We start from the raw sequence: 25,839 nt of genomic DNA, 5'->3' as shown, positions 1-25,839 counted from the left end.
AATGGGTGACAGACGTTGAGGGGTGAATTTCCTATGCAGGCACAAGAAGGCGCGGCGGCCCTGGTGATGGAGCAGCCGGTGGTGGACACCGAGGCGATGGCGATGGAAGCGGCAACAAGCGATGCGCTGCTGCCCGTGCTGCTGCCGCATGTCGGCGGCGAGGCGGTGATCGACGTCACCGACGCCGAGAAGTCGGAGGAGGTGCGCGGCCTGCTGGCGGCGATCCGCCGGCTCGAAGCTATCGTCGAGGAGGAGACGGCCGCGCTATCGTCGGGCCGGAAGGTCGATTTCGACGATTTCAGCGCCCGGAAGAGCCGGAGCATGCTCGAATTCGTCCGCCTGATGCGGGCGCGGATGCATCTCGGCGCCGAGGTCGAGGTCACCGAGGAGATCCAGCGCCTGCGCGAGAAGCTCGAGCGCAATCGTTCCCTCCTCGAGATGCATTACGATGCCGTGCGCGAGGTCGCGTCCATCATCGTCAAGGCGATCAAGGACGCCGAGTCGGACGGCACTTACACCGGTCGTACAGCGCAGGACGGAAAATGATCAGACTCGTTCTGGCCGGGCTCTGGGTCTGCATCCTCACCGCAGGCACGAGCTACGGGGTGGCCTATTGGAAGGAGAACGGCAGCCTGCTGCCGGCCAAGGACGCATATCTCGAAGGGCTCCAGTATCAGAAGACGCGGGCGCTGAGCGTGCCGATGATCGAGAACGGCGGCGTGCAGGGCTACATCGTCGCGCGCTTCGTCTACACCGTGGAGGCGCGGACCATGCACCAGCTCAACGTTCCGCCGGAGCCGTTCGTCGTCGACGAGGCCTTCCGCAAGATCTACGCCGACGATCGCCTTGATTTCAGGAAGCTCGCCCGCTACGACCTCTCCGTCCTCACCACCGGCATCAAGCAGCGCGTCAACGAGCGGATGCAGGCTGATGTGGTCCAGGACGTCCTGGTCGAGGACTTCAACTACGTCTCGAAAGAAGAATTCCAGTCGAAGCCGTAAGGCTCGCCCGACAGTCGTGACGCGGCTTCGCGGCCGGTCCATGCCCGCATGAAGGGCTGAGGCGCGATCCTCATCGCGTCGCGCCTTGCCGCCCCGCGCCCGGGCCGCGAGGCCTGAATTTCGCGGTCTCGGTCCCTGAAAGTGCAACGGCCTCTGCGAAAGTGCTCCGCAGAGGCCGTTGTCGTTTGGTAGCGGTGCTCGGCCGCGTCAGTTGCCGGCCGGATAGGCCGCCGGGGCGGCATGCGCCCTGTTGAGGAGGATGCCGACCTCGTCGAGGTCCTGCTCCGGCTCGTCCAGGGTCTCGCCGGCCGGAATGTTGAGGCGGTATCCGACGTAGCGACGGGCCACGATCGCGTCGAAGCCGAGGCGGTCGCGGAGCTTCTTGCGCAGCTTGCTGACGTGGCTTTCGATCACGCTCTCGTCGAAGGTCGACTCGAATATGCCGTAGACCGCGTTGAAGATCTGCGTTTTGGTGACCCACTTGCCGTGGTTGCTGACCATATACTCGAGAATGCGCAGTTCGCGGCGGGGCAGGGTGAGGGCGTGGCCCGCAATCTCCGGGTCACGTCCGTTGAAGAAGACCTGGATCCTGGTCTCGCAGGGCCTCGGCAGTTCGCCCACCCGGCGGCGCGCGATCGCGGCCGTTCGGGCGAGGATCTCGCGCAGGTGGATCGGCACGTGAACGACGTCGTCGACACCCGATTCGAACAACTCCAGCGTGTTCTTGAGCATCTTCTGGCCGCTCATGGCGATGATGGGAGCCGCGGAGCGCTTGCGCATCGCCCGTGGCAGGCTTCCGCGGGCATCGCAATCCCCGAGGAGGAAAGCGTCGACCGCAGCCAGATCCGATTCACTCGCAGATTGCAGCCAGTCCCAGAATTCTCCGGAGGAGAACCCGATCGACGAGACACCTTCGCGAACGAGCCCTCCAACGTAGCTGTTCGTGACGCTCTCGCGATCATCAACGATAATATACATCAGTCTTCGCCCCTGTTTCGCATTTGCAGCGGCCGGGTGGTTTGTTTGTGATGCCCCGGTTCGGCAGCCATGCTGTTTGACGATATTTCCCTCCCGCGAACCGTTGTTATGGTTTCGATATTCGCGGGCAGCCCTACGCATTCAGTGCCCACGCCTGCGGGCCTGTTACTTCGACTCGATACTGAACGCTTACTGCGTGAGGCTCGGCGGGTGTCTTACGGATCACCTCGCGGAGCGGATTGAGACAGCGACCTAGAACAGTTGCGCCAAGTTGCTTATCGCGTCCGAACGCTACTGAACCTTGCTGATCTCCTCGCCAACTGGCGAGAATCACTTGAGTAGGACCGTAACAATTGCCGATTTCCGATCAAGCGCCCGCTACAAAGCGATTGCTAAGTGTGTTTGATGCTGTTGGTTTGTTTCGAGTTGTTTCTTGATATTTTTAGCCGCATCAGTTGATTTAGATTTCGAACTAGTTTTGCACCGTGACGTTTCTATAGTTCCGCATCCCCCCGGAATCACAGCTATTTTGAGTGGTGTGGCCGGTACGCCGCCCAGAGGTGTTTTCAACCCCGAATTGACTCTTTCCACAGAGTTTCCACATGCGACAATTCGACTCATGTGTGGCGTCTGGACTCCAGCTTGGCGAAATCTTGGCGAGGGTGTGTCTTTCGAGTCGCACTCTTGCCACGTGCGTGACGCGTTTGACTCATGCGACGTCGCATCGTGCGCGCTGAAAAGTTTTTGATGCGCACGTTTCAGGCAAGCTTCGGCACATAAATTCGTCCTTCGATAGATCGAAGCGAACGGAGCATTTTTCATATGTCGTCCGATGGACAAGCTCGTCCCAGTGCGACCGCAGATGCGGCGGCGAAGCCAGCTCCGGAAGCACGCACTACAAATACGGCGCAAGCGGCGAAGCCTGCGGCCAATGCAAAGCGCATGTCGGCTGCGGCGAATGACGAGACTCTGGCGAAAGAAGCGCTCGAGGGATTGAAGCGCATTCGCGCCAAGGCGCGTCTCGACAAGATGGCGATACCGAAGCCTGCGCCGGTCGTGATCAAGCCGGCCGTGATCGTCGCCAAGCCGCCGCCGCCGCGCCCGACATGGGTCGCGCCGCTCGCGACATTGGCGGTCGCCGCCATCATGGTGGTCTGCGCCTGCACCGGAGTGATCGCCTATCTCACCACGCAGCCCGCCCAGAACAACATTGCGGCAAATACGGAGATCAGGAATCTGCGCGAGACGGTCGCCCTGCTGCGCAAGCAGTTGTCGGGCGTGTCCGAAAATCTCGACGGCCTGCGCACCGCGGTCGATCAATCGAGCAAGGCGACCAACGACCGCTTCGGCCGGTTCGCCGATAACCTCGACCGGATCGAGCGCGTCAGCTCGTCCTCGACTGCGAAGCTGGACAAGCTCGCTTTGGCGCAGACCCAGGCGCCGGCCCCGGCGGCGGTTGCCGTGCAGCCGTCGCAGGCTGCGCCGATGATGGCTTCGCTCGCGCCGCCTGAGGTCACGGGTTCGGTGCCTCCGTCCGCCCCGCGAAAAGTGGTCAAGGGCTGGTCGGTCCGCCAGGCGTATGAGGGGATCGCGATCCTGCAAAGCCCGAACGGCGTCATCGAGGCGGTGCTGGGACAGCAGGTGCCGGGCCTTGGCCGCATCGAGGAGATCAGGAACGAGAACGGGCGCCTGGTGGTGGAGTCCACCGGCGGTGTCATCTATTCGTCACGCAAGGCGACGCCCTGATCGACGACGTCGTCTATTGCCAGTGATGCTCGAAGCTGGTGCATAGCAGCTCGATCTCCGGCTCCGCGATCGGCGCGCGAAACAGGCGGCAGCTGAACTCGATCGTCGACTTGCCGTCCGCGCTGCTGCGATCCTCCCGGAGGAAGATGCAGCGCTTGCAGACGTCGGTATGGTGGCGCTGCTCCGCGGCATCGGACTGATCCAGCACATGCCGAAGCGCGTCGCGGAAGCGGATTTTTGCCTCGTCGTCGAGGCTGGCAATCGCCTCGACGAGAACGTTGACGGGATCGCGCGCCAGGAACTTCTTGCCCTGCTGCGTGACGCTCAGCATCACCGACCGCTTATCCTTGGCTGAGCGCTTCCGCTCGATATAGCCGAGCCGCTCGAGCTCGCCGATAATGAAGGAGGCGGTGCCGCGCGTGGTGCCGACGTAGCTCGCAAGCGCCGAAGGCGTGCGGGAAAACCGGTTGGCGCGAGACAGGAAGCGCAGCGCCATCCACTCGCGATCACGCAAGCCGTGCTTGGTGCCTTCGAACCAGAGGATTCGCGCGACCTGCTCCAACAGTTCAATCGATTCGCGAGCCAAATTCATTTCAATTCCAGGTCGGATAAATCTTTATTCAATTGAGCCTTGGGCAGCGCAATCTGGTGGACGACAATGAAGCTCTCTCGTGATCCTTCGTCCGCGACGGACGCAGAAGCGCGCTTGGGAAAGATGTCTCCCGGTTTCCCGAGATGGAACTTCCGCCGTGCAACTAGAGCGTCACAAAGAAAGTTCGAGTAAACCACTCGGCTCAACTCTTCCGAAAATTTCAGTCAAATGGCTGCGCTTCGCGTGCAGGATTCCGATAGCGCACGACATCGCGGCAACATGATGTGTCGCTACAGCCACTGCGAAGCCCATTTGTTGCGGCGGAGCGTTTCGAATTGCGCGAAGCGGCGCCATGTCTGCAACATCCGACCATGTGGGGTGCGGCGGGAGAACCGCAATTATCGGTTAATGGATGTTGCGCCGCAGCGCAGCCACGCGGTTAAATCCCGCATACGATCGGACCCGTGTGGCTGGCGGTCTGATCGGCCGCGTTCTGTCGTTCAGGGGCCCGGAACGCGGCGGACGCTGCCGAAAGAAGCCGCAGTCCGCGCCGACGAAGGGATGGGCATCCTCGCAGGCTGGTGATTTGCGTTTGCCCGGCAACTATTGGCGAATGCGTCGCCCCAGGGGGCAAGCATAGGCAGTTGGAAGGGATTGACCGATGAGCTTTGAAACCACCATGACATCCGACGTCGTCGGGCTGACGAAAGTCGCCCCGGTCTCCCGCCGTGGATTCATGAGCGCCACCGCGGCCGTCGCCGCCGGCTATACGCTTGCGGCAGGTCCGGTCCGTGCCGAGGCGATCACGACCGACACAAAGGGCCTCCAGGCCGGCGAGGCCAAGATCAAGGTCGGCTCGGAAGAGATACCTGCGTATTTCGCCCGCCCGGCCGGCAACACCAAGGCGCCGGTGATCATCGTGGCGATGGAGATCTTCGGCCTGCACGAATACATCAAGGACGTGACACGGCGCCTCGCCAAGCTCGGCGCGTTCGCGATTGCGCCCGACTATTACTTCCGCAAGGGCACCGACCTCACCAAGATCACCGAGATCAAGGACCTGCTGCCGATCGTCAATGCCAAGCCGGACGCCGAGCTGCTGTCGGACCTCGACGCGGTGGTGGCATGGGCGGGTGCGCAGGGCGGCGACACCGCCAAGCTCGGCATCATCGGCTTCTGCCGCGGCGGGCGCACGGTCTGGGAATACGCCGCCCATAGCGGCGCGCTCAAGGCGGGTGTTGCCTTCTACGGCACGGTGGTCGACCCCGCCAATCCGCTGTGGCCAAGGAGCCCGATGCAGCTCGCGCCCGAGATGAAGGCGCCGGTGCTCGGCCTCTATGGCGGCGCCGATACCGGCATCCCCGTCGCCCAGGTCGAGCAGATGAAGGCCGCGCTCGCGGAGAACAAGAAGACGGCCGAATTCAAGATCTATCCGGACGCGCCGCACGGCTTCCATGCCGACTATCGCGGCAGCTATCGCAAGGACGCGGCGGAAGACGCCTGGAAGCAGGCCGAGGCCTGGTTCAAGAAGTACGGCGTGTTGAGCTGATAGCGGAGCATGATCCGGAAAAGTGTGTAGCGGTTTTCCGATAAGATCATGCTCTAGAGTTAAAGAGGGCGGCCCGAGTGGCCGCCCTTTCTCTATCGGGGCAGCGCTGATCTTACTTCGTCATCGCGCCATAGATGATGTCCTGCACCTGCTCGCGATAATATTTGCGCAGCTCGCCCGGCGCGGCCGTTCCCACCACCACGACGAGACGCTCCTTGGGATCGCAGAAGAACTGCGTGCCGTAGGCGCCGTTCCAGGTGAACTCGCCGGGATTGCCGGGAACCGACGACAGGCCTTCGCCGGTGCGGACCGCGACCGCGAGGCCAAAGCCGAAGCCGGCGCGATGCGGCTCGATGTTCGCCACGTTGTTCTTGATCTCGGGACCGAGGTGATTGGTCGTCATGTGGTGCACGGTCTTCGGCGAAAGAATGCGCTGGCCGTCGAGCTCGCCGCCGTTGAGCAGCATCTGCCCGAAGCGGACATAGTCGCCCATCGTCGCGAACGAGCAGGCGCCGCCGCAGTCGAACTTGGTCGGGGTGTCGAGCAGCTTGATGGCCTGCGGCTTCCCCGTCAGCGGATCATTGGCGAACGGGCGGGCGAGGCGAGGGCGTTGCGCGTCGGTCGGGTGGAAGGTCGCGTCCTTCATGCCGAGCGGCTGCCACACATTGGCGGCGAGATAATCACCGAGCTTCTGCTCGCTCACCTTCTCGACGACGGCGCCGAGCACATCGATCGAAAAGCCGTACTCGAACTCGGTCGAGGGCTGATGCGCCAGCGGAAGCTTCGTCATGCGCTCGATGAAGGCCTGGGTGTCGCCTTCAACCGCCGGTGCGACGCCGTCCGGATAGAGCCGCGCCACCGGGCTCGAGCTGTCCGGACGGCCGCCATACATCAATCCGGATGTATGCCGGTAGAGATCATGGATGAAGATCGGCGAAGCCTGCGGCTCGAGCTTCAGCGAACCATCGGCCTGCGCCGAGCCGACCTTCATGTCGGCAAAGCCGGGATAGTAATCGGAGAGCTTCGCCTGAAGCGGCAGCTGGCCTTTTTCCATCAGCGTCAGGCCTGCGACCGCCGCCATCGGTTTGGTCATCGAGGCCAGCGCGAAGATCGCATCGACCGTCATCGGCGTGCCCCTGTCCGGATCGAGCATGCCGTAGGCCTTGTAGTGCACCAGCTTGCCGTCCCGCGCCACCGCGACGACCGCGCCGGGCACGCGCTTGGCGGCGATCTCGCGGGCGAAGAAGCTGTCGAGCCGTGCAAGGCCCTGCTTCGAGAAACCGGCGTCGTCGGGATTGACTTCAGGCAGTGGTGCGGCGCGTGCAGCGCCGAACGTGATGACGGCAGCCGCCGCCGCGATCATGGCGATCGTCTTGTTCATTGGATCCTCCCAAGGAGCGAGCTCGTTGTACGTGGCTCGCTGAATGCCTAGATCACGACCGCACCGGCGCAAAGTCAAGCGCGGGCCCGGCATGTCTGGGAGGCGTCAGAACCTCATCGCCCTTCACCGGCGCGCCACAACGCATCGAGGCCATGGCGATAGCTCGGGTGGGCCAGTGTGATGCCGAGCTCACGTTTCAGCTTCGCATTGGAGACGCGGGCGCTGCTGGCATAGAAGCTGCGGGCCATCGCCGACATCTCGGCGCTTTCGAACGGCTCCTCGGCCGGCGGCGCAACGCCCATCAGCTCTGCGGCATAGGCGATCACATCCTGCGGCGGCGTGGGCTCGTCGTCGCAGACATTCCAGATGCCGCCGCCATGATGGTTCACCACGGCCATGATCGCGCTTGCGATGTCGTCGGCGTGGATGCGGTTGAAGACCTGTCCCGGCTTGATGATGCGCCTGGCCGTGCCCGCGCGCAGCGTCACCAGCGCATTGCGGCTGGGGCCGTAGATGCCGGCGAGCCGCAGGATTGCGACATCGCCGCGCGCCGCGTCGGTCCAGGCCTGCTCCGCCGCGATCCGCTGGCGCGTGCGCTCGAACACGGCCTGTGGCGGCGTGCTCTCGTCCACCCAGCGGCCGGCGTGATCGCCATAGACGCCGATGGTGGAGAGGTAGACGACCTTGCGGCGGCCCGCTGCCAGCACGTCGCCGAACGCGGTGAGTGCGGGATCGCCAGTGCTGCCGGGCGGGATCGAGATGAGGAGGACATCGGCCTCGCCGATGCGCGCGACCGTCTCGCGTGCCGGATGGCTGCCGGCAAAGCCATGCACCTCGACGTTTGCGAGGTCGGTGTGCTGTCCGGGATCGCGCACGGTGCCGGCGATATGGGAGAAGCTGCCGCCGAATGTGCGGACGAAGTGCCGGGCACTATAGCCGAGGCCGAGGATGAAGAGCCGCATGCGTCTCCCGTGCAGGTCAAGGTTCCCGTTCGCGCCAGCGGCGCGTCGTTCGCTCATAAGAGATTTTTGGGTCGGGCAAAAGATATTGCGATTTTACTCGCTTCCCGCCCCGGGCGATGGTCGATCGTGACCGGGAGGCATCGACCATGCAGGCAGAAGCGATCGCTCCAGCGGATGCAGCCGAGCTGATCCGGCGCGCCGCCGCGCTGATCTTCGATGTTGACGGCACCCTGGCCGAGACCGAGGAGCGGCATCGGCGGGCCTTCAACCATGCCTTCGCCCGTCACGGTCTCGACTGGCACTGGGACCGGGCCACCTATAAGGACCTGCTCCGCGTGACTGGCGGCAAGGAACGCATGCGGGCCTACCACGCAAGGCGGTGGATCGCGCCGCCGCTGTCGGATGCCGATATCGCCGAGCTTCATAGCATCAAGACCGCGCATTATGCCGAGCTGATCGCGACCGGCTGCTGCCCGTTGCGGCCGGGCGTGGCCGAGCTATTGGCGGACGCCCGGGTGCGCGGCCAGCGGCTTGCCATCGCGACCACGACCTCGCGCGGCAATATCGATGCGTTGCTGTCGCAGGCGCTGGGACCGCGCTGGGCAGCCGATTTCGATGCGGTCGTCGCCGGCGACGACGTCCGGCACAAGAAGCCGGCGCCGGATGTCTATCTCGAGATCCTGGCGCGGCTGAAGCTGGACGGATCCGACTGCCTCGCGATCGAAGATTCCGGCAACGGGCTGATCGCGGCGTCGCGGGCGAACATTCCGGTGCTGATCACCCGCAGCATGTTTTTCCGGGATGACGACTTCGCCGCGGCGCGGGTCGTGCTGGATGATTTGTCGGAACTCGGGGGCTCAAAACAAAAAACTGAAAAACAACCCCATGCACAGTAGATCACGCCGGCGTGAGGCTAGCTGTCAGTGGACGCGGTGACTCGTTCTATCGTCCTCGGCTTGCTCGACAATCTGCGCAATCGGGCTCGACTGGTGATGCACCAGGCGCCAGCCGTCGCCGACACGGCGAAAATGGTTCGCGGCGGCCAAAGCGGTGCCGTCGACGATCTCGATGCAGAGCACCCGGGCGCTGTCGCCGTCGACGATGGCCTGCGGCTCGGCGCAGACGATCTGCGGCCGCTCCGGATTTTGCAGGATGTCGCGCCAGCTTCCGATCACGGTGGCGCGGCCGATGATCGCCGGCCAGCCAGGATGGATGCAGGAAATGGCGTCGTCATCCGCCCACATCCGCTCCATGCCGTCGACATCGCCGGTCGAAAAGGCGGCGTAGAAGGCCGCGTTCGCGGCGATGACCTTGTTGTCCTTTGCCATGCCTCTCGGGTGCGGCAAGGACCGGCAAAAATCAAGCGCGACTTCCGATCGATTTCACGTTCGATTTCGACCGCAGTGCAGCATTGCCTGCTTTGTGGTCACGCCGAAACATGCGTCTCCACCGCCCGCCGCGCGCCGTCCCTATAAAGACGGCCGAGCGCGGAGGTCACGGCCTCGCGCAGGCGCGGCTCGGCGCCCAGCGGTCCGAACACTTTTTCCACGCCAAGCAATGCGGGCGCGAGCTTCTCGGCGACGGGACCCGCCTCGCGCGCCAGCGCGGCAAACTCAGCGGCGAGGGGATCGCGCACGTCAATGGCGCGTCCCTGCTCGTCGCGCGTGGTCACGTAACGCATCCACCCCGCTACCGCGAGCGCATGCGTCGCGATCGGCAAGCCCTTATGCAGGCGATCCTGCATCGCGCCGAGCAGGCGCTGTGGCAGCTTCTGCGAGCCGTCCATCGCGATCTGCCAGGTGCGGTGATGCAGCGCCGGATTGGCAAAACGCTTCAGCAGCGAGGCGCGATAGGCGGCAAGATCAGTGCCCGCAGGCATCGTCAGCGTCACGGCGGCCACTTCCATCACCTGTGCGGCGAGGCGCGCGAAATGCGGATCCTGCATGGTGTCGGCGATGGTCTCGTAACCCGCGAGATAGCCGAGATAGGCCAGCGCCGAATGGCTGGCGTTGAGCAGGCGCAGCTTCATCAGCTCGAACGGCTTGACGTCGGTGACGAGCTCGACGCCCGCGGCCGCAAGATCGGGCCGGCCTGCCGTAAAGCGGTCCTCGATCACCCATTGCGTGAACGGCTCGGTCATGACCGGCCACGCATCGCGCAGGCCGAGCGCGGCAGCGACCGCATCGCGGTCAGCGTCGGTCGTCTCCGGCACGATGCGATCCACCATGGTCGACGGGAAGGCGGCGTTGTCGGCGATCCACTTGCCGAGCTCCTTGGAGCGGAGCGCGGCGAACTGCGTCACGATGCGCTGCACGGTGTGGCCGTTGGCGGCGAGATTGTCGCAGCACAGCACGGTGAAGGGCGCCAGACCCTGTGCGCGCCGGCGCGCCAGCGCGGCCACGATGAAGCCGGGTGCCGAGCGCGGCGCATCGGGATTGTTGAGGTCGTGCACGACGTCAGGATGCCGCTCGTCGAGATCGCCGGTCTGCGGCGTGTGGCAATAGCCCTTCTCGGTCACGGTGAGCGAGACGATGCGGATGGCGGGATCGGCCATCCGTTCGACCAGCGCTGCCGGCTTCTCACGCGCAACGACGCTGTCGAGCAGCGCCCCGATCACGCGATGCTCGGTGCCTTCGGCGGCACGCACGGCGACCGTATAGAGATGATCCTGCGGGGCGAGGGCGTCGCGGGTATCCGGGCTGCGCAGGCTGGCGCCGACAATGCCCCAGGACGAGCTGCCGCCGGCAAGGCAATCATCGATGACGACGGCCTGGTGTGCGCGATGAAACGCGCCGAGGCCCAAATGCACGATGCCGGGCGTAACGCGCGAACGGTCATAGGCCGGGCGGCGGATGCTAGCTGGCAGCCGGTCGAGATTGGCGCGGCCAAGACGCTCTGAACCCGGACGCATGGTCGTCTCTCCCTGTGTTTGGCCGCTGCTTGACATGGCGCCTGTCCTCGGTCAATGCTCCGGTCAATTGGTAAGACCAATTTTCCAAAAATTGGCGGGCCGCGGTTCGGGACGACCCCGCGCGACCCTTTCGGGGAGGCCAGCGTGCCGCTGGAAGCTGTGGAGGCGAGACGGCTTTATCGCCAGGTCGCCGATCAATTGCGAAGCCTGATCGACAGCGGCGAGTACGCGGTCGGCAGCCGCTTGCCGACCGAGCGCGAGCTCGCCGAGCAGCTCAGGATCTCGCGTCCGACAGTGCGCGAGGCGCTGATCGCGCTCGAGGTCGAGGGCCGCGTTCGCATTCGCGTCGGTTCAGGCATTTATGTAACCGAGCCCGCCGACGTCGCGCCGGCGCCATCCGCCGTCATCGAAGGTCCGTTCGAGCTGCTGCGCGCCCGCGAATTCCTGGAAAGCGCCATTGCCGAGCAGGCCGCGCGCGTGGCGACGAAGGACGATGTCGCCCGCATCGATGCCTCCCTTATCGCGATGGAGAAGGTCGAACATCCCGGCGAGGCCTCGATGGTGCATGACCGCGCCTTCCACGTCGCGATCGCCGGCAGTCTCGGCAATGCTGTGCTGGTGCGCGTGGTCGGCGAGCTGTTCGACCAGCGCCTCAATCCCTATTTCGCGCAGCTTGCGCATTATTTCGAAAGCCCGGGCACCTGGCGTACGGCGCTCGACGAGCATCGCGCCGTGCGCGATGCGATCGTAGCGCATGATCCGGACGCTGCCCGCGAGGCGATGCGAAAACATCTGGCGCGCTCGCAGGAGCGCTTTGCGCAGAATTTCGGTGCTGAGGCTGCCGCAGGGGCGGCGCCTGCCGGGCGAGGCCGCACCGTGCGCCCCCCGGCAAAACCAAAGCCGAAGAAGCAGGCCAAGAGCGGCAGTGCGCGGCGGCGATGAGATTGGGCGGCCCGCATCCATCTTGGAGGCGGGTGAACAAGAAGCAGACTTTAGTCAGTGGAGGATAAGTCAGTGTTGAAGAAAATGACGATGGTGCTGGCGACTTCGGTCGCGGCAATGCTCGCGGCGGCCAACCCCGGCATGGCGCAGACCAAGCTCAAATGGGCCCATGTCTATGAGACCTCGGAGCCGTTTCACACCGCTTCGGTCTGGGCCGCGCAGGAGATCGGCAAGCGCACCAACGGGCGCTACACGGTCGACGTCTATCCGGCCTCGCAGCTTGGCAAGGAAGCCGACATCAACCAGGGCCTCTCGCTCGGTTCGGTCGACATCATCATCTCCGGCTCGAGCTTCGCGGCCAAGAGCTTCCCGCCGATCGGCGTGACCTATTATCCCTACACCTTCCGCGACTCCGACCATCTGCTCGCCTACACCAAGAGCGACATCTTCAAGGAGCTCGCCAAGGGTTATGAGGACAAGAGCGGCCACCACATCGTCGCGGTGACCTATTACGGCGTGCGCCAGACCTCGTCGAACAAGCCGATCAAGAGCTGCGCCGACCTCAAGGGCCTGAAGATGCGCGTGCCCGACGTGCCGGCCTATCTCGCGATGCCGCGCGCCTGCGGCGCCAACACCGCGCCGATCGCCTTCGCCGAGGTCTATCTCGCGCTCCAGAACGGCACCGTCGAGGCGCAGGAGAACCCGCTGACCACGATCGAAGCCAAGAAGTTCTACGAGGTGCAGAAGCACATCGTGCTGACCGGCCACATCGTCGACCACCTCAACACGGTGGTGGCGGGCGCGCTGTGGAAGAAGCTCAGCGACGAAGACAAGAAAATCTTCACCGACGTTGCGCAGGAAGCCGCCGCCAAGGCGACTGATGAGATCAAGCAGAACGAGGCCAAGCTCGTTTCCTTCTTCAAGGAAAAGGGCTTGACCGTGACCGAGGTTGACAAGAACGAATTCCGCGACATCGTGCTGAAGAACGTTCCGTTCGAGACCTTTGGTTATCGCAAGGCCGACTGGGAACGCATCCAGGCGGTGAAGTGACGACGTAGTCGTCATCCCGGGGCGGTCCGTTGGACCGAACTGCGGTGCGCATTGCGCACCTGAGAATCTCGAGGTTCCGGGTCTGCTGCCAACGCACCATCCCGGAACGACGGAGCCAGTTTGGGGAGTAACCACATGTCGACCGTCGAAGTGCACCGGCAGATCACCGGAGACGAGATCGCCCATACCTTCGAGGAGGAGGCGACCCCGAAGGTCGATCTCGGCGTCTATGCTTTCGAGGACTGGGTGGCGCTGGTGATCTTCTGGGTGATGGCGCTCGCCGTCTTCCTGCAGTTCTTCACCCGCTATGTCCTCAACGACAGCTATGCCTGGACCGAGGAGATCGCGACCTACTGCCTGATCGGCGTGGTCTTCATCGGCTCCTCGATGTGCGTGCGGCTGTCGCGGCATATCCAGGTCGACCTGATCTATCGCTATCTGCCGCACGTCGTGGCGCGCGCACTGTCCACCGTGATCGATCTGATCCGGATCGCGTTCTTCGGCTACGCCATCAAGCTGGTCTGGGTCTACATCCAGATCATTGGCGACGAATCCATGACCACGATCAATCTTCCCAAGGACTACGTCTATTACGCCGTCCTGGCCGGCTTCGTGCTGATGTTCGCACGCTCCGTGCAGGTGGCCATCCAACATTTGCGACAGGGTTATTCGATCCTCGAACGTCCCGGCGCCTACGACGGTTTTGAAGGGTAATCCCATGTTGCTGTTGCTTGGAGGCTTCCTCATCCTGATGCTGCTCGGCGTTCCCGTGGCGATTGCCATGGCCGCGTCGTCGCTGCTCTACATCCTGGTCAGCGGTGTGACGCCCGACGTCACGCTGGCGCAGCGCATGATCGCCGGCGTCGAGAGCTTTCCGCTGCTCGCCGTGCCGTTCTTCATCCTGGCCGGCAATCTCATGAACATCGCCGGCGTCACCGGCCGCATCTACAAGTTCGCGGTCGCGCTGGTCGGCTGGATGCGTGGCGGTCTCGGCCACGTCAACATCATCGGCTCGGTGATCTTCTCCGGCATGTCCGGCACCGCGATCGCGGATGCGGCCGGCCTCGGCACCATCGAGATCAAGGCGATGAAGGACCACGGCTACTCCACCGAGTTCTCGGTCGGCGTCACCGCGGCGTCCGCAACGCTCGGCCCCATCATCCCGCCGTCGCTGCCGTTCGTGATCTACGGCATGATGGCCAACGTCTCGATCGGCGCGCTGTTTCTGGGCGGTGTCATTCCCGGCATCGTCATGACGCTGCTGATGATGGCGACGGTCACCTATTTCGCGCACAAGAACAAATGGGGCAGCGACACCCCGTTCTCCTGGCCGCAGCTCGGTTCGGCCGGCCTCGAGATCGCCATCGTGCTGGCGTTCCCGCTTGCGATCTGGCTGATGGTGATGGCCGGCATGTCCACCAACATGGCCGTCGTCATCGGTCTCGGCACGCTGCTGATCATCGATTGGTACTTTGATTTCTCGGCGGTGATGGCGCTGATGGCGCCGGTGATCCTGATCGGCGGCATGACGCTGGGCTGGTTCACGCCGACGGAAGCCGCGGTCGCCGCCGTGATCTGGTCGCTGTTCCTCGGCCTCGTGCGCTACCGCACCATGACCTTGAAGACGGTGGCGAAGGCAACCTTCGACACCATCGAGACCACGGCCTCGGTGCTGTTCATCGTCACCGCGGCCTCGATCTTCGCCTGGCTGCTGACGGTGTCGCAGGCCGCCCAGATGCTGTCGGACTGGATGCTCAGCATCACCCACAACAAATGGGTGTTCCTGGCGCTGGCCAACGTCCTGATCCTGTTCGTCGGCTGCTTCATCGACACCACGGCGGCGATCACCATTTTGGTGCCGATCCTGCTGCCGATCGTGCTCAAGCTCGGCATCGATCCGATCCACTTCGGTCTGATCATGACGCTGAACCTGATGATCGGCCTGTTGCATCCGCCGCTCGGGATGGTGCTGTTCGTGCTGGCCCGCGTGGCCAAGCTCTCGGTCGAGCGCACGACGGTCGCGATCCTGCCCTGGCTGGTGCCGCTGATGCTCGCGCTGATCGCGATCACCTACATTCCCGAACTGACCCTCTGGCTGCCTAAATATATGGGACTCTCCAAATGACCTCCGTTGCTCTCGCCGCTACCCTGTTCGGGCCCGAAGATCTGCGCATGATCGAGCATCCGCTCGACAAGCTCGCCGACGGCATGGTGCGCATCCGCTTCGGCGCGGGCGGCATCTGCGGCTCCGACATGCATTACTTCCGTCATGCCCGCACCGGCGATTTCGTGGTGAAGTCACCGCTGGTGCTCGGCCACGAGATCTCGGGCGAGGTCGTGGAGATCTCCGGCTCCGCGGCAAACCTGAAGGTTGGCGATCGGGTCGCGGTGAACCCGTCGCGCTGGTGCGGCCATTGCGTCGCCTGCCGCGAGGGCCGGCCGAACCTCTGCGAGAACATCTACTTCATGGGCTCGGCGTCGAAGACGCCGCACATGCAGGGCGGCTTTGCCAATTATTTCGACGCGGTCCCTGCGCAATGCGTGAAAATCCCTGATCACGTCTCCTATCAGGCCGCGGCGCTCGCCGAGCCGCTTGCGGTCTGCCTGCACGCGGTCGCGCGCGCCGGCAACATCGAGGGCAAGCGCGGCATCATCTTCGGTGCCGGCCCGATCGGCCTGTTGACGATGCTCGCCGCGCATCGCGCCGGCATGGCCGACATCACGGTGGCCGACATCGCACCGGCGCCGCTGGCCTTCGCGACCCGGCTCGGCGCTTCGCATGTCGAGAACGTCTCGGGCGGTGAGGAAGGACTGAAGGCGCAGGCGGCGTCGCGCCCCTACGACGTCGCCTTCGAGGTCTCGGGTACGGCCGCGGGTCTCGCGAGCGCGATTGGGATCGTGCGGCGTGGCGGTGTCGTGGTGCAGATCGGCAACCTGCCGGGCGGCCAGATTCCGACACCGTCGAATGCGGTGATGGCCAAGGAGATCGACCTGCGCGGCTCGTTCCGCTTCGGCTTCGAGTTCATGACTGCGGTGGAACTGATCGGGTCCGGCAGTGTCGACGTGCTGTCGCTGGTCACCGCCGAGCGGCCGCTCTCCACCGCGCCCGACGCGCTGCGGCTGGCGCTTGACCGCTCGCAGAGCGTCAAGGTCGTGCTGACCGCGAACTGACTTTTGTTTGACGCGTTTTCTTCACGCGAACCGGTATCCACTTCGCTCGAAACGCTTTAGGTGTGATCATATGATGCTCGAAGGATGGCGCTGGTACGGGCCGGATGATCCGGTCTCGCTCGACGATGTCAGGCAGGCCGGGGCGAGCGATATCGTCTCGGCGCTGCATCAGGTGCCGATCGGCGAGGCCTGGACGCGCAAGGCGGTCGAGGAGCGCAAGAACTTCATCGAGAACGGCCAGCCCGGCCGCTCGCAACTGACGTGGTCGGTGGTCGAGTCGATTCCGATCCCCGACGACGTCAAGCGGCTCGGCGGCAAGGCGACGAAGTCGGTCGAGGCGTGGATCGCGAGCATGGAGGCGGTGGCGGCGTCCGGCATCAAGGTCATCTGCTACAATTTCATGCCTGTGGTGGACTGGTGTCGCACCGATCTGGAGTGGGAGCTTCCGAACGGCGCCCGCGCGATGCGCTTCGACCAGGACCGCTTTGCGGCGTTCGAACTGCACATCCTCAAGCGCCCTGCCGCCGTGCAGGAATATTCGCCCGAGCAGCAGGCGCGCGCGAAAGCGCTGTTCGAGAAGATGAGCCAGGCGGATATCGACTATCTCGTCACGGTGATCGCCAGCGCATTGCCGGGCTCGACCACCGAGCCGATGACCATCCCGCAATTCCGCGACCGGCTCGAGACCTATCGCGACATCACGCCGAAGATCCTGCGGCAGCATCTGGCCGAGTTCCTTGCGCGCGTGACGCCGGTCGCCGAGCAGCTCGGCGTCTCCCTGACCCTGCATCCGGACGATCCGCCGCGGCCGCTGTTCGGCCTGCCGCGCATTGCTTCATCTGCCGACGACTACCAGGCGCTGTTCGACGCGGTGCCGTCGAAGGCCAACGGCATCTGCCTGTGCACGGGCTCGCTCGGCGTGCGCGCGGAGAACAATCTGCCTGAAATGGCCGAACGCTTCGGCCCGCGCATCGCGTTTGCGCATCTGCGCGCGACCAAGCGCGAGGCCGACGGCCTGACGTTCTACGAGTCCGATCATCTCGACGGCGACGTCGACATGGTCGCGGTGCTGAAGGCGCTCTTGAAGGAGAACGCGCGGCGCGCGCCCGACCAGCAGATCGTGTTCCGTCCCGATCACGGTCACCGCATGCTCGACGACCTCGCCGCCACCAAGCGCACCAATCCCGGCTACACCGCGATCGGCCGCCTGCGCGGGCTCGCCGAGCTGCGCGGTGCGATCAGGGCGATCGAGCATCGGTGATCGGTTGGCCTCTCCTCGGGCAGGGGAGAGGCCAAACTACGATCGAAAGTCTATCCACATCGTCATTGCGAGCGCAGCGAAGCAATCCAGAATCCCTCCGCGGAAAGACTCTGGATTGCTTGGCTGCGCTCGCAATGACGTGGAGGGAGAATATCCCATCACCACCCGCACAGATTGTCAAAAGTCCAGCCATATGCGAAGCTGGTTCCATTCGACTTCGATCCATGCAGTGCAGCCGCAAACTATTTTTGGGAGCTGAACATGAGCAAGCTGGTCGAACTTCCTGTCGGTCAATACGACCGCAACGCCTTCGCGGCATTCAACGAAGCTGCCACCGATTTCGATCTCGGCGTCGCGCGCGCGATGATGTGGATGTCGCAGCTCGCTTACGAGACCCATGTGCCCGATACGATCAGGCAGGTTGCGCCGCTCTGGACTCTGTCCGACGTTAAGCTTTTGATTCAGCCGGTGAGCACCACGCCCGAGCTGACGGACACGAGGGGCGTCATCGTGCGGCGGGGCAGGGCGACGATCATCGCCTTTGCGGGCACCGACCCGGTTCACCTTCTGAACTGGCTGAATAACTTCACGCTCGGCAAGCCGGCGTCGCCGGTGCACACGGGTTTCCGCCAGGCGGCTGCGGCCGTCTGGGCTGACGTCAAGGCGGCGATCACCACGGCGCTTGCCGACAAATCCCCCATCTTCATCACCGGGCACAGCCTGGGCGCAGCGATCGCGGTGAACATCGCCGATTTCGCGCGCGTCGAGCTTCAGCTGAAGGATGCGCAGATCTATCTATACGGCTGCCCGCGCACCGGCCGCGCCGATTTCGTGACGTCTTATAACGAGACGTTTGGCAGGACGACCTACCGTCTGGTCAACGGCACCGACATCGTCCCGACGGTGCCGCCGCCGCAGCTCGATTTCCTGCATGTCGGCCGCTATCTCGCATGCGACCGGGCCGCGAGATTCAGCGCCGGCGGACCGACAGGCGGTTTGGGCTCGAATGATCCGCGCGCGGACGCCGGTCTGCTCGCGCAGATCGTCAGTCTCTTCAAGGGAAGATCACTGAACACGCGATCGGACCTGATCGGTGTCCTCTCTTCCGTGCTGGTACCGCCGGGGATCGGCGATCATCTGCCCGACCGCTACTGCGCTGCGCTGACGCCGGCTAGACTCTAGCTTTGACGCGCTTACTTGACGCAAACCGGTACCCACTTCGCATGCTCTAGTAACACGCCGCCATCGCGCCGAGCTTCGGATAGAGCCGGTCGATCGCGGCGATCTCGCTGTGCATCTGGGCGATGATCCAGTCGCGGATCTCGGCGGCGATGGGGCGCATCGGGCGGTTGCGCGGCGGCAGGAATTCGCAGATGCGGCGCGTGGTGGTGAGCCTGTCGGAGGCCGGCACCAGCGCGCCGGTGAGCAGCCAGTGCGAGGCGACCGTCAGCCAGCCGAGCGCGATGCCCTGGCCGAGCAGGGCGGCCTGCACCACGACCGCATAATCGGTGAAGCTCAGGCCCTTGGCGGCGCCGCGGCGGCCGGTGAGCAGCGAGGCGTAATCCGCGGCCCAGTCGCCCGGTGTCTCGGCGAGGCGGATGATGGTGTTACCCTCGGCGGGATCGGTCTCGCCGAGATAGCCCGGGCTGCACATCGGCAGCATGACCTCCCTCATCACCAGCGTGCCACCGGACGAGGGCTCGTCACGATCGCGAAAACGCATGCCGAGATCGACATTCTCGACCGGCCCGCGCAGCGCGCCGGAGATGAGCTGGAAGCGCAGATCGACCTGCGGAAACTGTCGCTGCAGCTTGTCGATCCGCGGCATCAGCCAGTGCGTGGTGAAGGCCGAAGAGACGGATAGCGTCACCGTCTCGGTGCCTTTGCGCCGCCGTTCGATCTCGGTGAGTCCGGTCTCGATGCTGCGAAAGCCTTCGAGCACGCGGCGATACAGGAGCTCGCCTTCCTCGGTGAGCACCGCGCGGCCCGCGGTGCGGTCGAACAGGCGCACGCCGAGATGCTCCTCGAACTGGCCGAGCATGCGGCTCACCGCGGGCTGCGTCACGTTCAGCTCGGCGGCTGCCGCCGTGAAGCTGCCATTGCGCGCCGCTGCGTCGAAGACGAACAGGGCGTTGCTGGAGGGCAGCATCCGGCGTAGCTCAGGCATAACGCCATGTTATGGGCGCGGTAAGAATTTGGCAATTGCCGGATTTTGCCAAGTCTGGTGTCATTGGCATGACAGCCTAAACACAGGGCCTGCGAGAGAAGATTTGGTGCAGCGCACGTCGCGCCTCTGAACGCTTCAAAGCCCTGTCTATAAAGCAGGCTTATGGCGCGCAGTGAGGCACGCCATTGCAGGGGAACCAGGCGAGGTCGATCGTTGGACAAACGAGCGGAAAGCGTCGAGATCAAATCGGCCAGCAAGGCCTATGGCGCCGTTCGCGCCCTCGACGACGTCTCCCTCAATGTCGGCGCCGGTGAATTCGTCTCGCTGCTTGGTCCCTCCGGCTCCGGCAAGACCACGCTGCTCGGCATCTTGGGCGGCTTCATCCTGCCGACCTCAGGCACAATTCTGTTCGGCGGCCGCGACGTCACCTACATGCCGCCGCACAAGCGCGACATCGGCGTCGTGTTCCAGAACTACGCGCTGTTCCCGCATATGAGCGTCGGCGAGAACGTCGCCTTTCCGTTGCGCGCGCGTCGCCTGCCGAAATCAGGCTGGCCCGACAAGGTGCGCGCGGCGCTTTCGATGGTCGGCCTTGCCGGTTATGAAGAGCGCGGCATTGCGCAGCTCTCCGGCGGCCAGCGCCAGCGCGTTGCGCTCGCGCGCGCCATGATCTTCGAACCGCGGCTGATCCTGATGGATGAGCCGCTGTCCGCGCTCGACAAGCAGCTGCGCGAATCCATGCAGATCGAGCTGCGCGCGCTGCACCGGCGGATCGGCGCCACCATCATCTACGTCACTCATGACCAGCGCGAGGCGCTGACCATGAGCGACCGGGTCGCGGTGATGAAGGATGGCCGGTTGATCCAGATCGATGAGCCCGAGCGGCTGCACGACCATCCCGCCGATTCCTTCGTCGCGAGCTTCATCGGCGAGGCGACGATGCTCCCCGTCCGCCGTGTCGATGCCTCCAGCGTCGCGCTCGGCAATGCGCTGCTGCGCAGCGCCCGCGCCATTCCCTCACGCGATGCGCTGATGCTCGCGGTGCACAGCGAAAAGCTGCTGATCGACGACGGCGCGCAGGATGCCGCCTGCAATCGCCTGACCGGGACGGTCACCGATATCGTCTATCAGGGAGAAAGCCTGCGCATCTTCCTGGCGCTGACCGACGGCATCGCGCTCAGCCTGCGCCAGCCGGCTTTCCACCAGGCCTATAGCCGCATCCCGCCGCTCGGCGGCAGCCTCACCGTCACCCTTCATCCCGCGGACACCATCGTCGTGCCCCGGGTGGACTGAACTCCAGCCTTGTTCAACCGAGAGAAGAAACTGATATGTCGACCCAAGCCGCTTTCAGCAATTTCAAGGTTCTCACCTTCGACGTCGTCGGCACCTTGATCGATTTCGAGGCCGGCGTGCTCAACGCGGTGCGCAAGATCTCGGGCAAGACGCCGGCCGAGCTCAGCGACGAGCAGATTTTTGAGCCCTACAAGCGCGGGCGCGACAGGCACTACGAGCGCTCCAGCGAGGCGATGTTCCACGTCTATCGCCATCTCGCCACCGAGCTCGGGCTACCCGCGGACGATGCGTCCTGCGATGTGTTCCAGCTCTCGGTGCTGCGCTGGGGACCGTTCGCGGACTCGGTCGAGGCGCTGAAGCGTCTGCGCACGAAATTCCGCCTGGTCGCGATGACCAACGCGGACCGCGTCGCGCTGTCGTGCTACGCCCACGCGCTCGGCAATCCCTTCGACGACACCGTCTGTGCCGACGATACCGGGGTGGCAAAGCCCAATCCGGAATTCTTCGCCTACAACAAGGGGCGTCAGTCGGCGTTCGGTTACAAGCAGTCCGATATCTTGCACGTCGCGCAGAGCCAGTACCACGACATCGGGATCGCGCGGAAACTCGGCTACAAGGTGTGCTGGATCGAGCGTCGTCAGGGCATCGCCGGCTTCGGCGGCACGCCGGCGGTGGAGACGCTGACCAAGCCGGATTTCCACTTCCCGACGCTGAAGGCGCTCGCCGACGCGGCGATCGGGCCGGCGGCGTAAAGGTCGTGAGCGCGGGCATGACGCGGGACTGGAGCGCGCTGCCATCGGTCAATTCGCTGTGGGTCGCCACGGCGGAGCCGGCGCGCGAGTTTCCCGTGCTGTCGGGCGAGCAGCAGGCGGATGTGGTGATCATCGGCGCGGGCTACACCGGCTTGTCCGCCGCGCACCACATCGCCAAGGACGGCGCATCGCCCATCGTGCTCGAAGCCAACCGCCCCGGCTGGGGTGCGAGCGGGCGCAATGGCGGCGTCATCACCGCGAAATTCCGCCTCTCGTTCCGCGAGATCGATGCCGCGCATGGCCGCGCCATGGCAACGCGCATGTACGAGATCGCGCATGAATCGACCGACATGGTCGAGGAACTGGTGTCGGAGTTCGGTATCACCAGTGCCAACCTGACGCGCACCGGCCAGGTCAAGGCCGCGCACAACGAGACGACGCTGAAGGCGGCCATCGGCGAAGCCAACTGGATGACGCGCGAGATGGGCTCTGCCGAGGTCCGCATCCTCGACAAGCGCGGGGTGCGCGAGGAGACCGGCTCCGACATTTTCGTCGGCGGCGTGCTCAATCCCGGCTCCGGCGGCATCCATCCGCTGAACTATCTGCGTGGCCTTGCCGACGGCGTGGCGCGTCGCGGTGTTCCCATCTTCCAGGAATCGCCGGTGATCAAGCTCCGGCGCGAGAAGGGCGGCATCGTCGCTGAGACGCCACAAGGCGCGGTACGCGCCAAGCAGGCGATCATCGCCACCAATAGCTATTCGGATCTCACCAGCGCGACCGCGAATATGCAGCGGACGCTGATCCCGTTCCGCAGCGCCATGATCGCGACCGAGCAGCTGCCGCGCAATCTCGCGGGCAAGCTGATGCCGACCGGGCGTACCTACACCGAGACCAAGCGCATGATGCGCTGGTTCCGCATGGTCGACAACCGCGTGATCTTCGGCGGCCGCGGCGCGTTCGGCAAGCAGGACTCGCAAGCCGCCTTCGACGCGCTGCGCAAGGCGATGGTCGGCATTTTCCCTGATTTGGCCGACGTCCCGCTCGCATACAAATGGTCGGGCCTCGTCGCCATGACGCTGGACTCGGTGCCGCATATCGGCCGGATCGACGACCGCACGCTGGTCTCGCTCGGCTACAACGGCGCCGGCGTTGCGATGTCGAGCCTGATGGGCCGCTATCTCGCCGCCTTCGTGCGCGGCGAAACGCCCGACGTCGGCCTGCTCGACGTCAGCCGCATGAAGGCTATCCCGTTCTATCCGCTGCGCGAGCCCGCCGTGCGCATGGTCGCCGGCTGGTACCAGTTTCTCGATGCGATCGGTCAGTGAGATCACTTTGGAGGAGGCGAGGATGACGATGAAGCAGAGTTTGGGATTGGGCTGCACGCTGCTGGGCGCAATCGGATTGAGCACCGCGGCGAATGCCGCCGAGCAGATCACCTTCGTTTCGCAAGGCGGCGCCTATCAGCAGGCGCAGACGGTGGCGATCCTCGATCCCTCCGCCAAGAAGCTCGGCATCACCATCAACCAGGATTCCATTCCCGATGCCTGGCCCGCCATCAAGACGCAGGTTGGCAGCGGCAAGCCGATCTGGGATGTCGTGGACACGCCCACCGGCTATTGCCTGCGTGGCGGCGAGCAGGGGCTGATCGAGAAGCTCGATTTCACGAAGATCCCGAACGCGGCGGCGATGCCGGAGACCTATCGTAGTCCGTATTCAGTCTCCTACGAATTCTATTCCAGCGTGCTGGCCTACAGCCAGAAGACCTTCCCCAAGGACGCGCCGAATAGCTGGGTCGATTTTTGGGACGTCAAGAAGTTCCCCGGCCGCCGCGCGCTGCGCAATCACCCGATCGCCACGCTGGAAGCGGCGCTGATGGCCGACGGCGTCGCGCCCGACAAGCTCTATCCGCTCGATGTCGACCGCGCCTTCAAGAAGCTGGAGGAGATCAAGCCGCACATCACGGTGTGGTGGACCTCCGGCGCGCAGTCGGCGCAGCTCCTCAATGACGGCGAGGTCGACATGGAGATGGCCTGGAACGGCCGCGTCAGCGCCGTCGCGAAGGAGGGTGCCAAGGTGTCCTTCACCTACAACCAGGGCATCCTGCAGAGCACCTCGCTCTGCATCCTCAAGGGCGCGCCGAACCTGGATACGGCGGTGAAGTTCATCAACGAGGCCGTTGACCCCGTGCACCAGGCCAATCTGCCACTCAACATCGATTACGGCCCGGGCAACCCGAAGGCGTTCGAGACCAACGTGATCAAGCCCGAGCGCGCCGCGCAATTGCCGAGCGAGCCGGCGAATGCGGCCAAGCAGGCGCTGATGTCCTACGCCTGGTGGTCCTCGCCCGCGGGCGAAGCCGCGGAGAAGCGCTGGGCGTCGTTCATGCAGAAGTAGACGGGCGAGGCAGCGTTGACGACAACAGTGTCCGATCCATCGCAAAAGCATCAGCGCCGTGAGCACGGCCTGATGCTGGCGCTGGTGTCGCCGGCGCTGCTCGTGATCTTGCTCCTGATCGTGCTGCCGGTCGGCTGGCTCGCCTGGCAGTCGATCTACCATGACGGCTTTACGCTGGAGAACTACCGCCGGGTCTTCACCGAGGACATCTACTGGCGCAGCTTCGCGCTGACCTTCGAAATCAGCCTCGCGGTCACGGTGATCGCGCTGCTGCTCGGCTATCCCGTGGCCTATCTCGCCAATTCCGTGCCGAAGGGATGGAGCATCCTCGTCCTGTCGTTGGTCGTGCTGCCGTTCTGGACCAGCGTGCTGGTGCGCGCCTATGCCTGGCTGGCGCTGCTCCAGCGCACCGGCGTGATCAACCAATTTTTGCGCTATCTCGATGTCATCTCCGAGCCGCTGGCGCTGGTCCACAACACGTTCGGCACGGTGGTTGCGACCGTGCACATCCTGCTGCCGTTCATGGTGCTGCCGCTCTACGCCACGATGCAGAAGATCCCCGGCGATCTGATGCAGGCCGGCGCCAGTCTCGGCGCGAGCCCGTCGCTGACCTTCTTCCGCGTGTTCCTGCCGCTGTCGTTGCCGGGCGTGCTCGCGGGCTGCACCATGGTGTTCGTGCTCTGCCTCGGCTTCTACATCACGCCGGAGCTGCTCGGCGGCGGCCGCACTGTGATGGTGTCGATGCTGGTGAGCCGCAATGTCGAGCTCTACAACCAGTTCGGCGCGGCGAGCGCCGTCGCGGTCGTGCTGCTCCTCAGCGTGCTCGCGATCTTCTTCGTCGTCAGCCGCTTCATCTCGCTCGATCGCGTGTTGGGGCAAAAATGACGCGCCTCTCACCCGCCCGTATCGCCCTCTATGTGATCAGCGCGCTGGTGCTGGTCTATCTGATCCTCCCCTTGCTGATCATCGCGCCGATCTCGTTCTCCAGCGCGCGCTTTTTGACCTTCCCGCCGCCGTCGTTCTCGCTGCGCTGGTACCAGCAATATTTCGCCAATCCGGCCTGGATGCAGGCGACGCGGGTGACGCTGACGGTCGCGCTGCTGACCGTCCTGATCGCAACGCCGTGCGGCGTTGCCGCCGCCTATGCCATCAGCCAGTCCAAGCTGCGCATCATGCGGGTGATCCACATGGCGCTGCTGCTGCCGCTGGTGGTGCCGATCATCATCACCGCGGTCGGTATCTTCTTCGTCTACGCCAAGGTCGGCCTGGTCGCGACGATGCCCGGCCTCGTGCTGGCGAACGTGATGCTGGGCTTGCCTTACGTCGTCATATCGGTGCTGGCGGGCCTGCAGAGTTTTGATCCCGCGCAGGAGATGGTGGCGCGTAGCCTCGGCATGAACCGCCTGCGCAGCTTCTTTGCGGTGACGCTGCCGCAGATCAAGTCGAGCGTGGTCGCCGGCGGCATCTTCGCCTTCATCTCGGCGATGGACGAGACCATCGTCGCGCTGTTCATTTCCGGCGGCCAGTATCAGCCGCTGACCAAGCGCATGTTCACCGCGCTCCGCGACGAAATTGACCCGACGATTGCGGCAATCTCCACGCTGATGACGGCGGCCTCCTTCATGCTGGTGCTGCTGGCGAGCGCGCGACAGCGGAAGAGTGGGTGAAAGGGCTGCCGCTCCGCGCGCG

Annotated in this window: 25 protein-coding genes; 18 read left to right on the top strand and 7 right to left on the bottom strand. The window is 64.4% G+C overall.

What is annotated here, in order from left to right; all coding sequences use genetic code 11:
• The first annotated feature begins 33 nt into the window (after positions 1 to 33).
• Positions 34 to 546, top strand: coding sequence for a flagellar biosynthesis protein FlgN (locus tag RAD16_RS16245; protein WP_458158894.1), 513 nt, complete (start codon positions 34 to 36; stop codon positions 544 to 546).
• A complete protein-coding gene (locus tag RAD16_RS16240; protein WP_458158893.1) occupies positions 543 to 1,001 on the top strand; it encodes a hypothetical protein in 459 nt (152 codons plus the stop codon). Before RAD16_RS16245 ends, RAD16_RS16240 begins: the two co-directional genes overlap by 4 nt.
• 207 nt (positions 1,002 to 1,208) lie before the next feature.
• Here the strand turns inward: RAD16_RS16240 and RAD16_RS16235 are convergent, their stop codons facing one another.
• A complete protein-coding gene (locus tag RAD16_RS16235) occupies positions 1,209 to 1,979 on the bottom strand; it encodes a response regulator transcription factor (RefSeq protein WP_326904033.1) in 771 nt (256 codons plus the stop codon).
• Positions 1,980 to 2,801: 822 nt separating this feature from the next.
• Between RAD16_RS16235 and RAD16_RS16230 the strand changes: the two genes are divergently transcribed.
• Positions 2,802 to 3,725 carry a hypothetical protein gene (locus RAD16_RS16230; protein ID WP_458158892.1) on the top strand — a complete coding sequence of 308 codons (924 nt, stop codon included), beginning with the start codon at positions 2,802 to 2,804 and terminating at the stop codon, positions 3,723 to 3,725.
• A gap of 13 nt (positions 3,726 to 3,738) precedes the next feature.
• On the opposite strand, the gene RAD16_RS16225 is transcribed toward RAD16_RS16230, so the two are convergent.
• Positions 3,739 to 4,317, bottom strand: a complete 579-nt coding sequence (locus RAD16_RS16225) for a MarR family winged helix-turn-helix transcriptional regulator (RefSeq protein WP_458158891.1) — start codon at positions 4,315 to 4,317, stop codon at positions 3,739 to 3,741.
• Positions 4,318 to 4,978: 661 nt separating this feature from the next.
• On the opposite strand from RAD16_RS16225, the gene RAD16_RS16220 reads away from it, so the two are divergent.
• The gene (locus RAD16_RS16220) at positions 4,979 to 5,866 is read left to right on the top strand and encodes a dienelactone hydrolase family protein (protein WP_458158890.1); all 888 of its coding nucleotides are present in this window, start codon (positions 4,979 to 4,981) and stop codon (positions 5,864 to 5,866) included.
• A gap of 112 nt (positions 5,867 to 5,978) precedes the next feature.
• On the opposite strand, the gene RAD16_RS16215 is transcribed toward RAD16_RS16220, so the two are convergent.
• Positions 5,979 to 7,247 (bottom strand): serine hydrolase domain-containing protein, encoded by a 1,269-nt coding sequence (locus tag RAD16_RS16215; protein ID WP_458158889.1) that lies wholly within the window; start codon positions 7,245 to 7,247, stop codon positions 5,979 to 5,981.
• 113 nt (positions 7,248 to 7,360) lie between these two features.
• Positions 7,361 to 8,209, bottom strand: a complete 849-nt coding sequence (locus tag RAD16_RS16210) for an SDR family oxidoreductase (protein WP_458158888.1) — start codon at positions 8,207 to 8,209, stop codon at positions 7,361 to 7,363.
• Positions 8,210 to 8,355: 146 nt separating this feature from the next.
• Here RAD16_RS16210 and RAD16_RS16205 point away from each other — a divergent pair, with 146 nt between their 5' ends.
• Positions 8,356 to 9,105, top strand: coding sequence for an HAD family hydrolase (locus tag RAD16_RS16205; protein ID WP_458158887.1), 750 nt, complete (start codon positions 8,356 to 8,358; stop codon positions 9,103 to 9,105).
• Positions 9,106 to 9,129: 24 nt separating this feature from the next.
• Here RAD16_RS16205 and RAD16_RS16200 read toward each other — a convergent pair whose 3' ends face one another.
• Together RAD16_RS16200 and RAD16_RS16195 are read right to left on the bottom strand one after the other, a co-directional pair.
• Positions 9,130 to 9,537 carry a nuclear transport factor 2 family protein gene (locus tag RAD16_RS16200; protein ID WP_458158885.1) on the bottom strand — a complete coding sequence of 136 codons (408 nt, stop codon included), beginning with the start codon at positions 9,535 to 9,537 and terminating at the stop codon, positions 9,130 to 9,132.
• A gap of 98 nt (positions 9,538 to 9,635) precedes the next feature.
• Positions 9,636 to 11,120 (bottom strand): mannitol dehydrogenase family protein, encoded by a 1,485-nt coding sequence (locus RAD16_RS16195; protein WP_458158884.1) that lies wholly within the window; start codon positions 11,118 to 11,120, stop codon positions 9,636 to 9,638.
• 144 nt (positions 11,121 to 11,264) lie between these two features.
• Between RAD16_RS16195 and RAD16_RS16190 the strand changes: the two genes are divergently transcribed.
• From RAD16_RS16190 to RAD16_RS16160, 7 genes are all read left to right on the top strand, one after another.
• Positions 11,265 to 12,062: a FadR/GntR family transcriptional regulator gene (locus RAD16_RS16190; RefSeq protein ID WP_458158883.1), complete on the top strand. Its 798-nt coding sequence runs from the start codon at positions 11,265 to 11,267 to the stop codon at positions 12,060 to 12,062.
• Positions 12,063 to 12,152: 90 nt separating this feature from the next.
• A complete protein-coding gene (locus RAD16_RS16185) occupies positions 12,153 to 13,112 on the top strand; it encodes a sialic acid TRAP transporter substrate-binding protein SiaP (protein ID WP_458159136.1) in 960 nt (319 codons plus the stop codon).
• Positions 13,113 to 13,247: 135 nt separating this feature from the next.
• A complete protein-coding gene (locus tag RAD16_RS16180) occupies positions 13,248 to 13,826 on the top strand; it encodes a TRAP transporter small permease (RefSeq protein ID WP_458158882.1) in 579 nt (192 codons plus the stop codon).
• Between the two features lie 4 nt (positions 13,827 to 13,830).
• Positions 13,831 to 15,237 (top strand): TRAP transporter large permease, encoded by a 1,407-nt coding sequence (locus RAD16_RS16175; protein WP_458158881.1) that lies wholly within the window; start codon positions 13,831 to 13,833, stop codon positions 15,235 to 15,237.
• Entirely contained in the window at positions 15,234 to 16,283 is a 1,050-nt protein-coding gene (locus tag RAD16_RS16170) for an L-idonate 5-dehydrogenase (protein WP_326904021.1), read from the top strand. The genes RAD16_RS16175 and RAD16_RS16170 overlap by 4 nt, the downstream gene beginning before the upstream one ends.
• Positions 16,284 to 16,353: 70 nt before the next feature.
• Complete coding sequence (gene uxuA, locus RAD16_RS16165) at positions 16,354 to 17,544, top strand: mannonate dehydratase (protein ID WP_458158880.1); 1,191 nt, start codon at positions 16,354 to 16,356, stop codon at positions 17,542 to 17,544.
• 261 nt (positions 17,545 to 17,805) lie between these two features.
• Positions 17,806 to 18,726 carry a lipase family protein gene (locus tag RAD16_RS16160; protein WP_458158879.1) on the top strand — a complete coding sequence of 307 codons (921 nt, stop codon included), beginning with the start codon at positions 17,806 to 17,808 and terminating at the stop codon, positions 18,724 to 18,726.
• A 46-nt stretch (positions 18,727 to 18,772) separates the two neighbouring features.
• Here the strand turns inward: RAD16_RS16160 and RAD16_RS16155 are convergent, their stop codons facing one another.
• Positions 18,773 to 19,711, bottom strand: coding sequence for a LysR family transcriptional regulator (locus RAD16_RS16155; RefSeq protein ID WP_458158878.1), 939 nt, complete (start codon positions 19,709 to 19,711; stop codon positions 18,773 to 18,775).
• A 213-nt stretch (positions 19,712 to 19,924) separates the two neighbouring features.
• Between RAD16_RS16155 and RAD16_RS16150 the strand changes: the two genes are divergently transcribed.
• The 6 genes from RAD16_RS16150 to RAD16_RS16125 all read left to right on the top strand — a co-directional run bounded on the left by RAD16_RS16150 (position 19,925) and on the right by RAD16_RS16125 (position 25,817).
• The gene (locus RAD16_RS16150; protein WP_458158877.1) at positions 19,925 to 21,004 is read left to right on the top strand and encodes an ABC transporter ATP-binding protein; all 1,080 of its coding nucleotides are present in this window, start codon (positions 19,925 to 19,927) and stop codon (positions 21,002 to 21,004) included.
• A 35-nt stretch (positions 21,005 to 21,039) separates the two neighbouring features.
• The gene (locus tag RAD16_RS16145; RefSeq protein WP_458158876.1) at positions 21,040 to 21,756 is read left to right on the top strand and encodes an HAD family hydrolase; all 717 of its coding nucleotides are present in this window, start codon (positions 21,040 to 21,042) and stop codon (positions 21,754 to 21,756) included.
• Positions 21,757 to 21,773: 17 nt separating this feature from the next.
• Complete coding sequence (locus tag RAD16_RS16140; RefSeq protein ID WP_458158875.1) at positions 21,774 to 23,081, top strand: NAD(P)/FAD-dependent oxidoreductase; 1,308 nt, start codon at positions 21,774 to 21,776, stop codon at positions 23,079 to 23,081.
• Between the two features lie 22 nt (positions 23,082 to 23,103).
• Positions 23,104 to 24,150: an ABC transporter substrate-binding protein gene (locus RAD16_RS16135; RefSeq protein ID WP_458158874.1), complete on the top strand. Its 1,047-nt coding sequence runs from the start codon at positions 23,104 to 23,106 to the stop codon at positions 24,148 to 24,150.
• A gap of 72 nt (positions 24,151 to 24,222) precedes the next feature.
• Complete coding sequence (locus RAD16_RS16130; RefSeq protein WP_458159135.1) at positions 24,223 to 25,035, top strand: ABC transporter permease; 813 nt, start codon at positions 24,223 to 24,225, stop codon at positions 25,033 to 25,035.
• Entirely contained in the window at positions 25,032 to 25,817 is a 786-nt protein-coding gene (locus RAD16_RS16125) for an ABC transporter permease (protein WP_458158873.1), read from the top strand. The genes RAD16_RS16130 and RAD16_RS16125 overlap by 4 nt, the downstream gene beginning before the upstream one ends.
• Positions 25,818 to 25,839: the final 22 nt, after the last annotated feature.

This window comes from Bradyrhizobium sp. 18BD (genome assembly GCF_054185225.1).
Note: the sequence above shows the minus strand (reverse complement) of the source record. Positions and strands in the feature narration are given on the sequence as shown.

Bases quoted from the DNA above. Each gene is read 5' to 3' on its own strand.
- RAD16_RS16245 (WP_458158894.1), top strand. From the start codon at position 34: ATGCAGGCACAAGAAGGCGCGGCGGCCCTGGTGATGGAGCAGCCGGTG.
- RAD16_RS16240 (WP_458158893.1), top strand. From the start codon at position 543: ATGATCAGACTCGTTCTGGCCGGGCTCTGGGTCTGCATCCTCACCGCA.
- RAD16_RS16235 (WP_326904033.1), bottom strand. From the start codon at position 1,979: ATGTATATTATCGTTGATGATCGCGAGAGCGTCACGAACAGCTACGTT.
- RAD16_RS16230 (WP_458158892.1), top strand. From the start codon at position 2,802: ATGTCGTCCGATGGACAAGCTCGTCCCAGTGCGACCGCAGATGCGGCG.
- RAD16_RS16225 (WP_458158891.1), bottom strand. From the start codon at position 4,317: ATGAATTTGGCTCGCGAATCGATTGAACTGTTGGAGCAGGTCGCGCGA.
- RAD16_RS16220 (WP_458158890.1), top strand. From the start codon at position 4,979: ATGAGCTTTGAAACCACCATGACATCCGACGTCGTCGGGCTGACGAAA.
- RAD16_RS16215 (WP_458158889.1), bottom strand. From the start codon at position 7,247: ATGAACAAGACGATCGCCATGATCGCGGCGGCGGCTGCCGTCATCACG.
- RAD16_RS16210 (WP_458158888.1), bottom strand. From the start codon at position 8,209: ATGCGGCTCTTCATCCTCGGCCTCGGCTATAGTGCCCGGCACTTCGTC.
- RAD16_RS16205 (WP_458158887.1), top strand. From the start codon at position 8,356: ATGCAGGCAGAAGCGATCGCTCCAGCGGATGCAGCCGAGCTGATCCGG.
- RAD16_RS16200 (WP_458158885.1), bottom strand. From the start codon at position 9,537: ATGGCAAAGGACAACAAGGTCATCGCCGCGAACGCGGCCTTCTACGCC.
- RAD16_RS16195 (WP_458158884.1), bottom strand. From the start codon at position 11,120: ATGCGTCCGGGTTCAGAGCGTCTTGGCCGCGCCAATCTCGACCGGCTG.
- RAD16_RS16185 (WP_458159136.1), top strand. From the start codon at position 12,153: ATGGTGCTGGCGACTTCGGTCGCGGCAATGCTCGCGGCGGCCAACCCC.
- RAD16_RS16180 (WP_458158882.1), top strand. From the start codon at position 13,248: ATGTCGACCGTCGAAGTGCACCGGCAGATCACCGGAGACGAGATCGCC.
- RAD16_RS16175 (WP_458158881.1), top strand. From the start codon at position 13,831: ATGTTGCTGTTGCTTGGAGGCTTCCTCATCCTGATGCTGCTCGGCGTT.
- RAD16_RS16170 (WP_326904021.1), top strand. From the start codon at position 15,234: ATGACCTCCGTTGCTCTCGCCGCTACCCTGTTCGGGCCCGAAGATCTG.
- uxuA (WP_458158880.1), top strand. From the start codon at position 16,354: ATGATGCTCGAAGGATGGCGCTGGTACGGGCCGGATGATCCGGTCTCG.
- RAD16_RS16160 (WP_458158879.1), top strand. From the start codon at position 17,806: ATGAGCAAGCTGGTCGAACTTCCTGTCGGTCAATACGACCGCAACGCC.
- RAD16_RS16155 (WP_458158878.1), bottom strand. From the start codon at position 19,711: ATGCCTGAGCTACGCCGGATGCTGCCCTCCAGCAACGCCCTGTTCGTC.
- RAD16_RS16145 (WP_458158876.1), top strand. From the start codon at position 21,040: ATGTCGACCCAAGCCGCTTTCAGCAATTTCAAGGTTCTCACCTTCGAC.
- RAD16_RS16140 (WP_458158875.1), top strand. From the start codon at position 21,774: ATGACGCGGGACTGGAGCGCGCTGCCATCGGTCAATTCGCTGTGGGTC.
- RAD16_RS16135 (WP_458158874.1), top strand. From the start codon at position 23,104: ATGACGATGAAGCAGAGTTTGGGATTGGGCTGCACGCTGCTGGGCGCA.
- RAD16_RS16130 (WP_458159135.1), top strand. From the start codon at position 24,223: ATGCTGGCGCTGGTGTCGCCGGCGCTGCTCGTGATCTTGCTCCTGATC.
- RAD16_RS16125 (WP_458158873.1), top strand. From the start codon at position 25,032: ATGACGCGCCTCTCACCCGCCCGTATCGCCCTCTATGTGATCAGCGCG.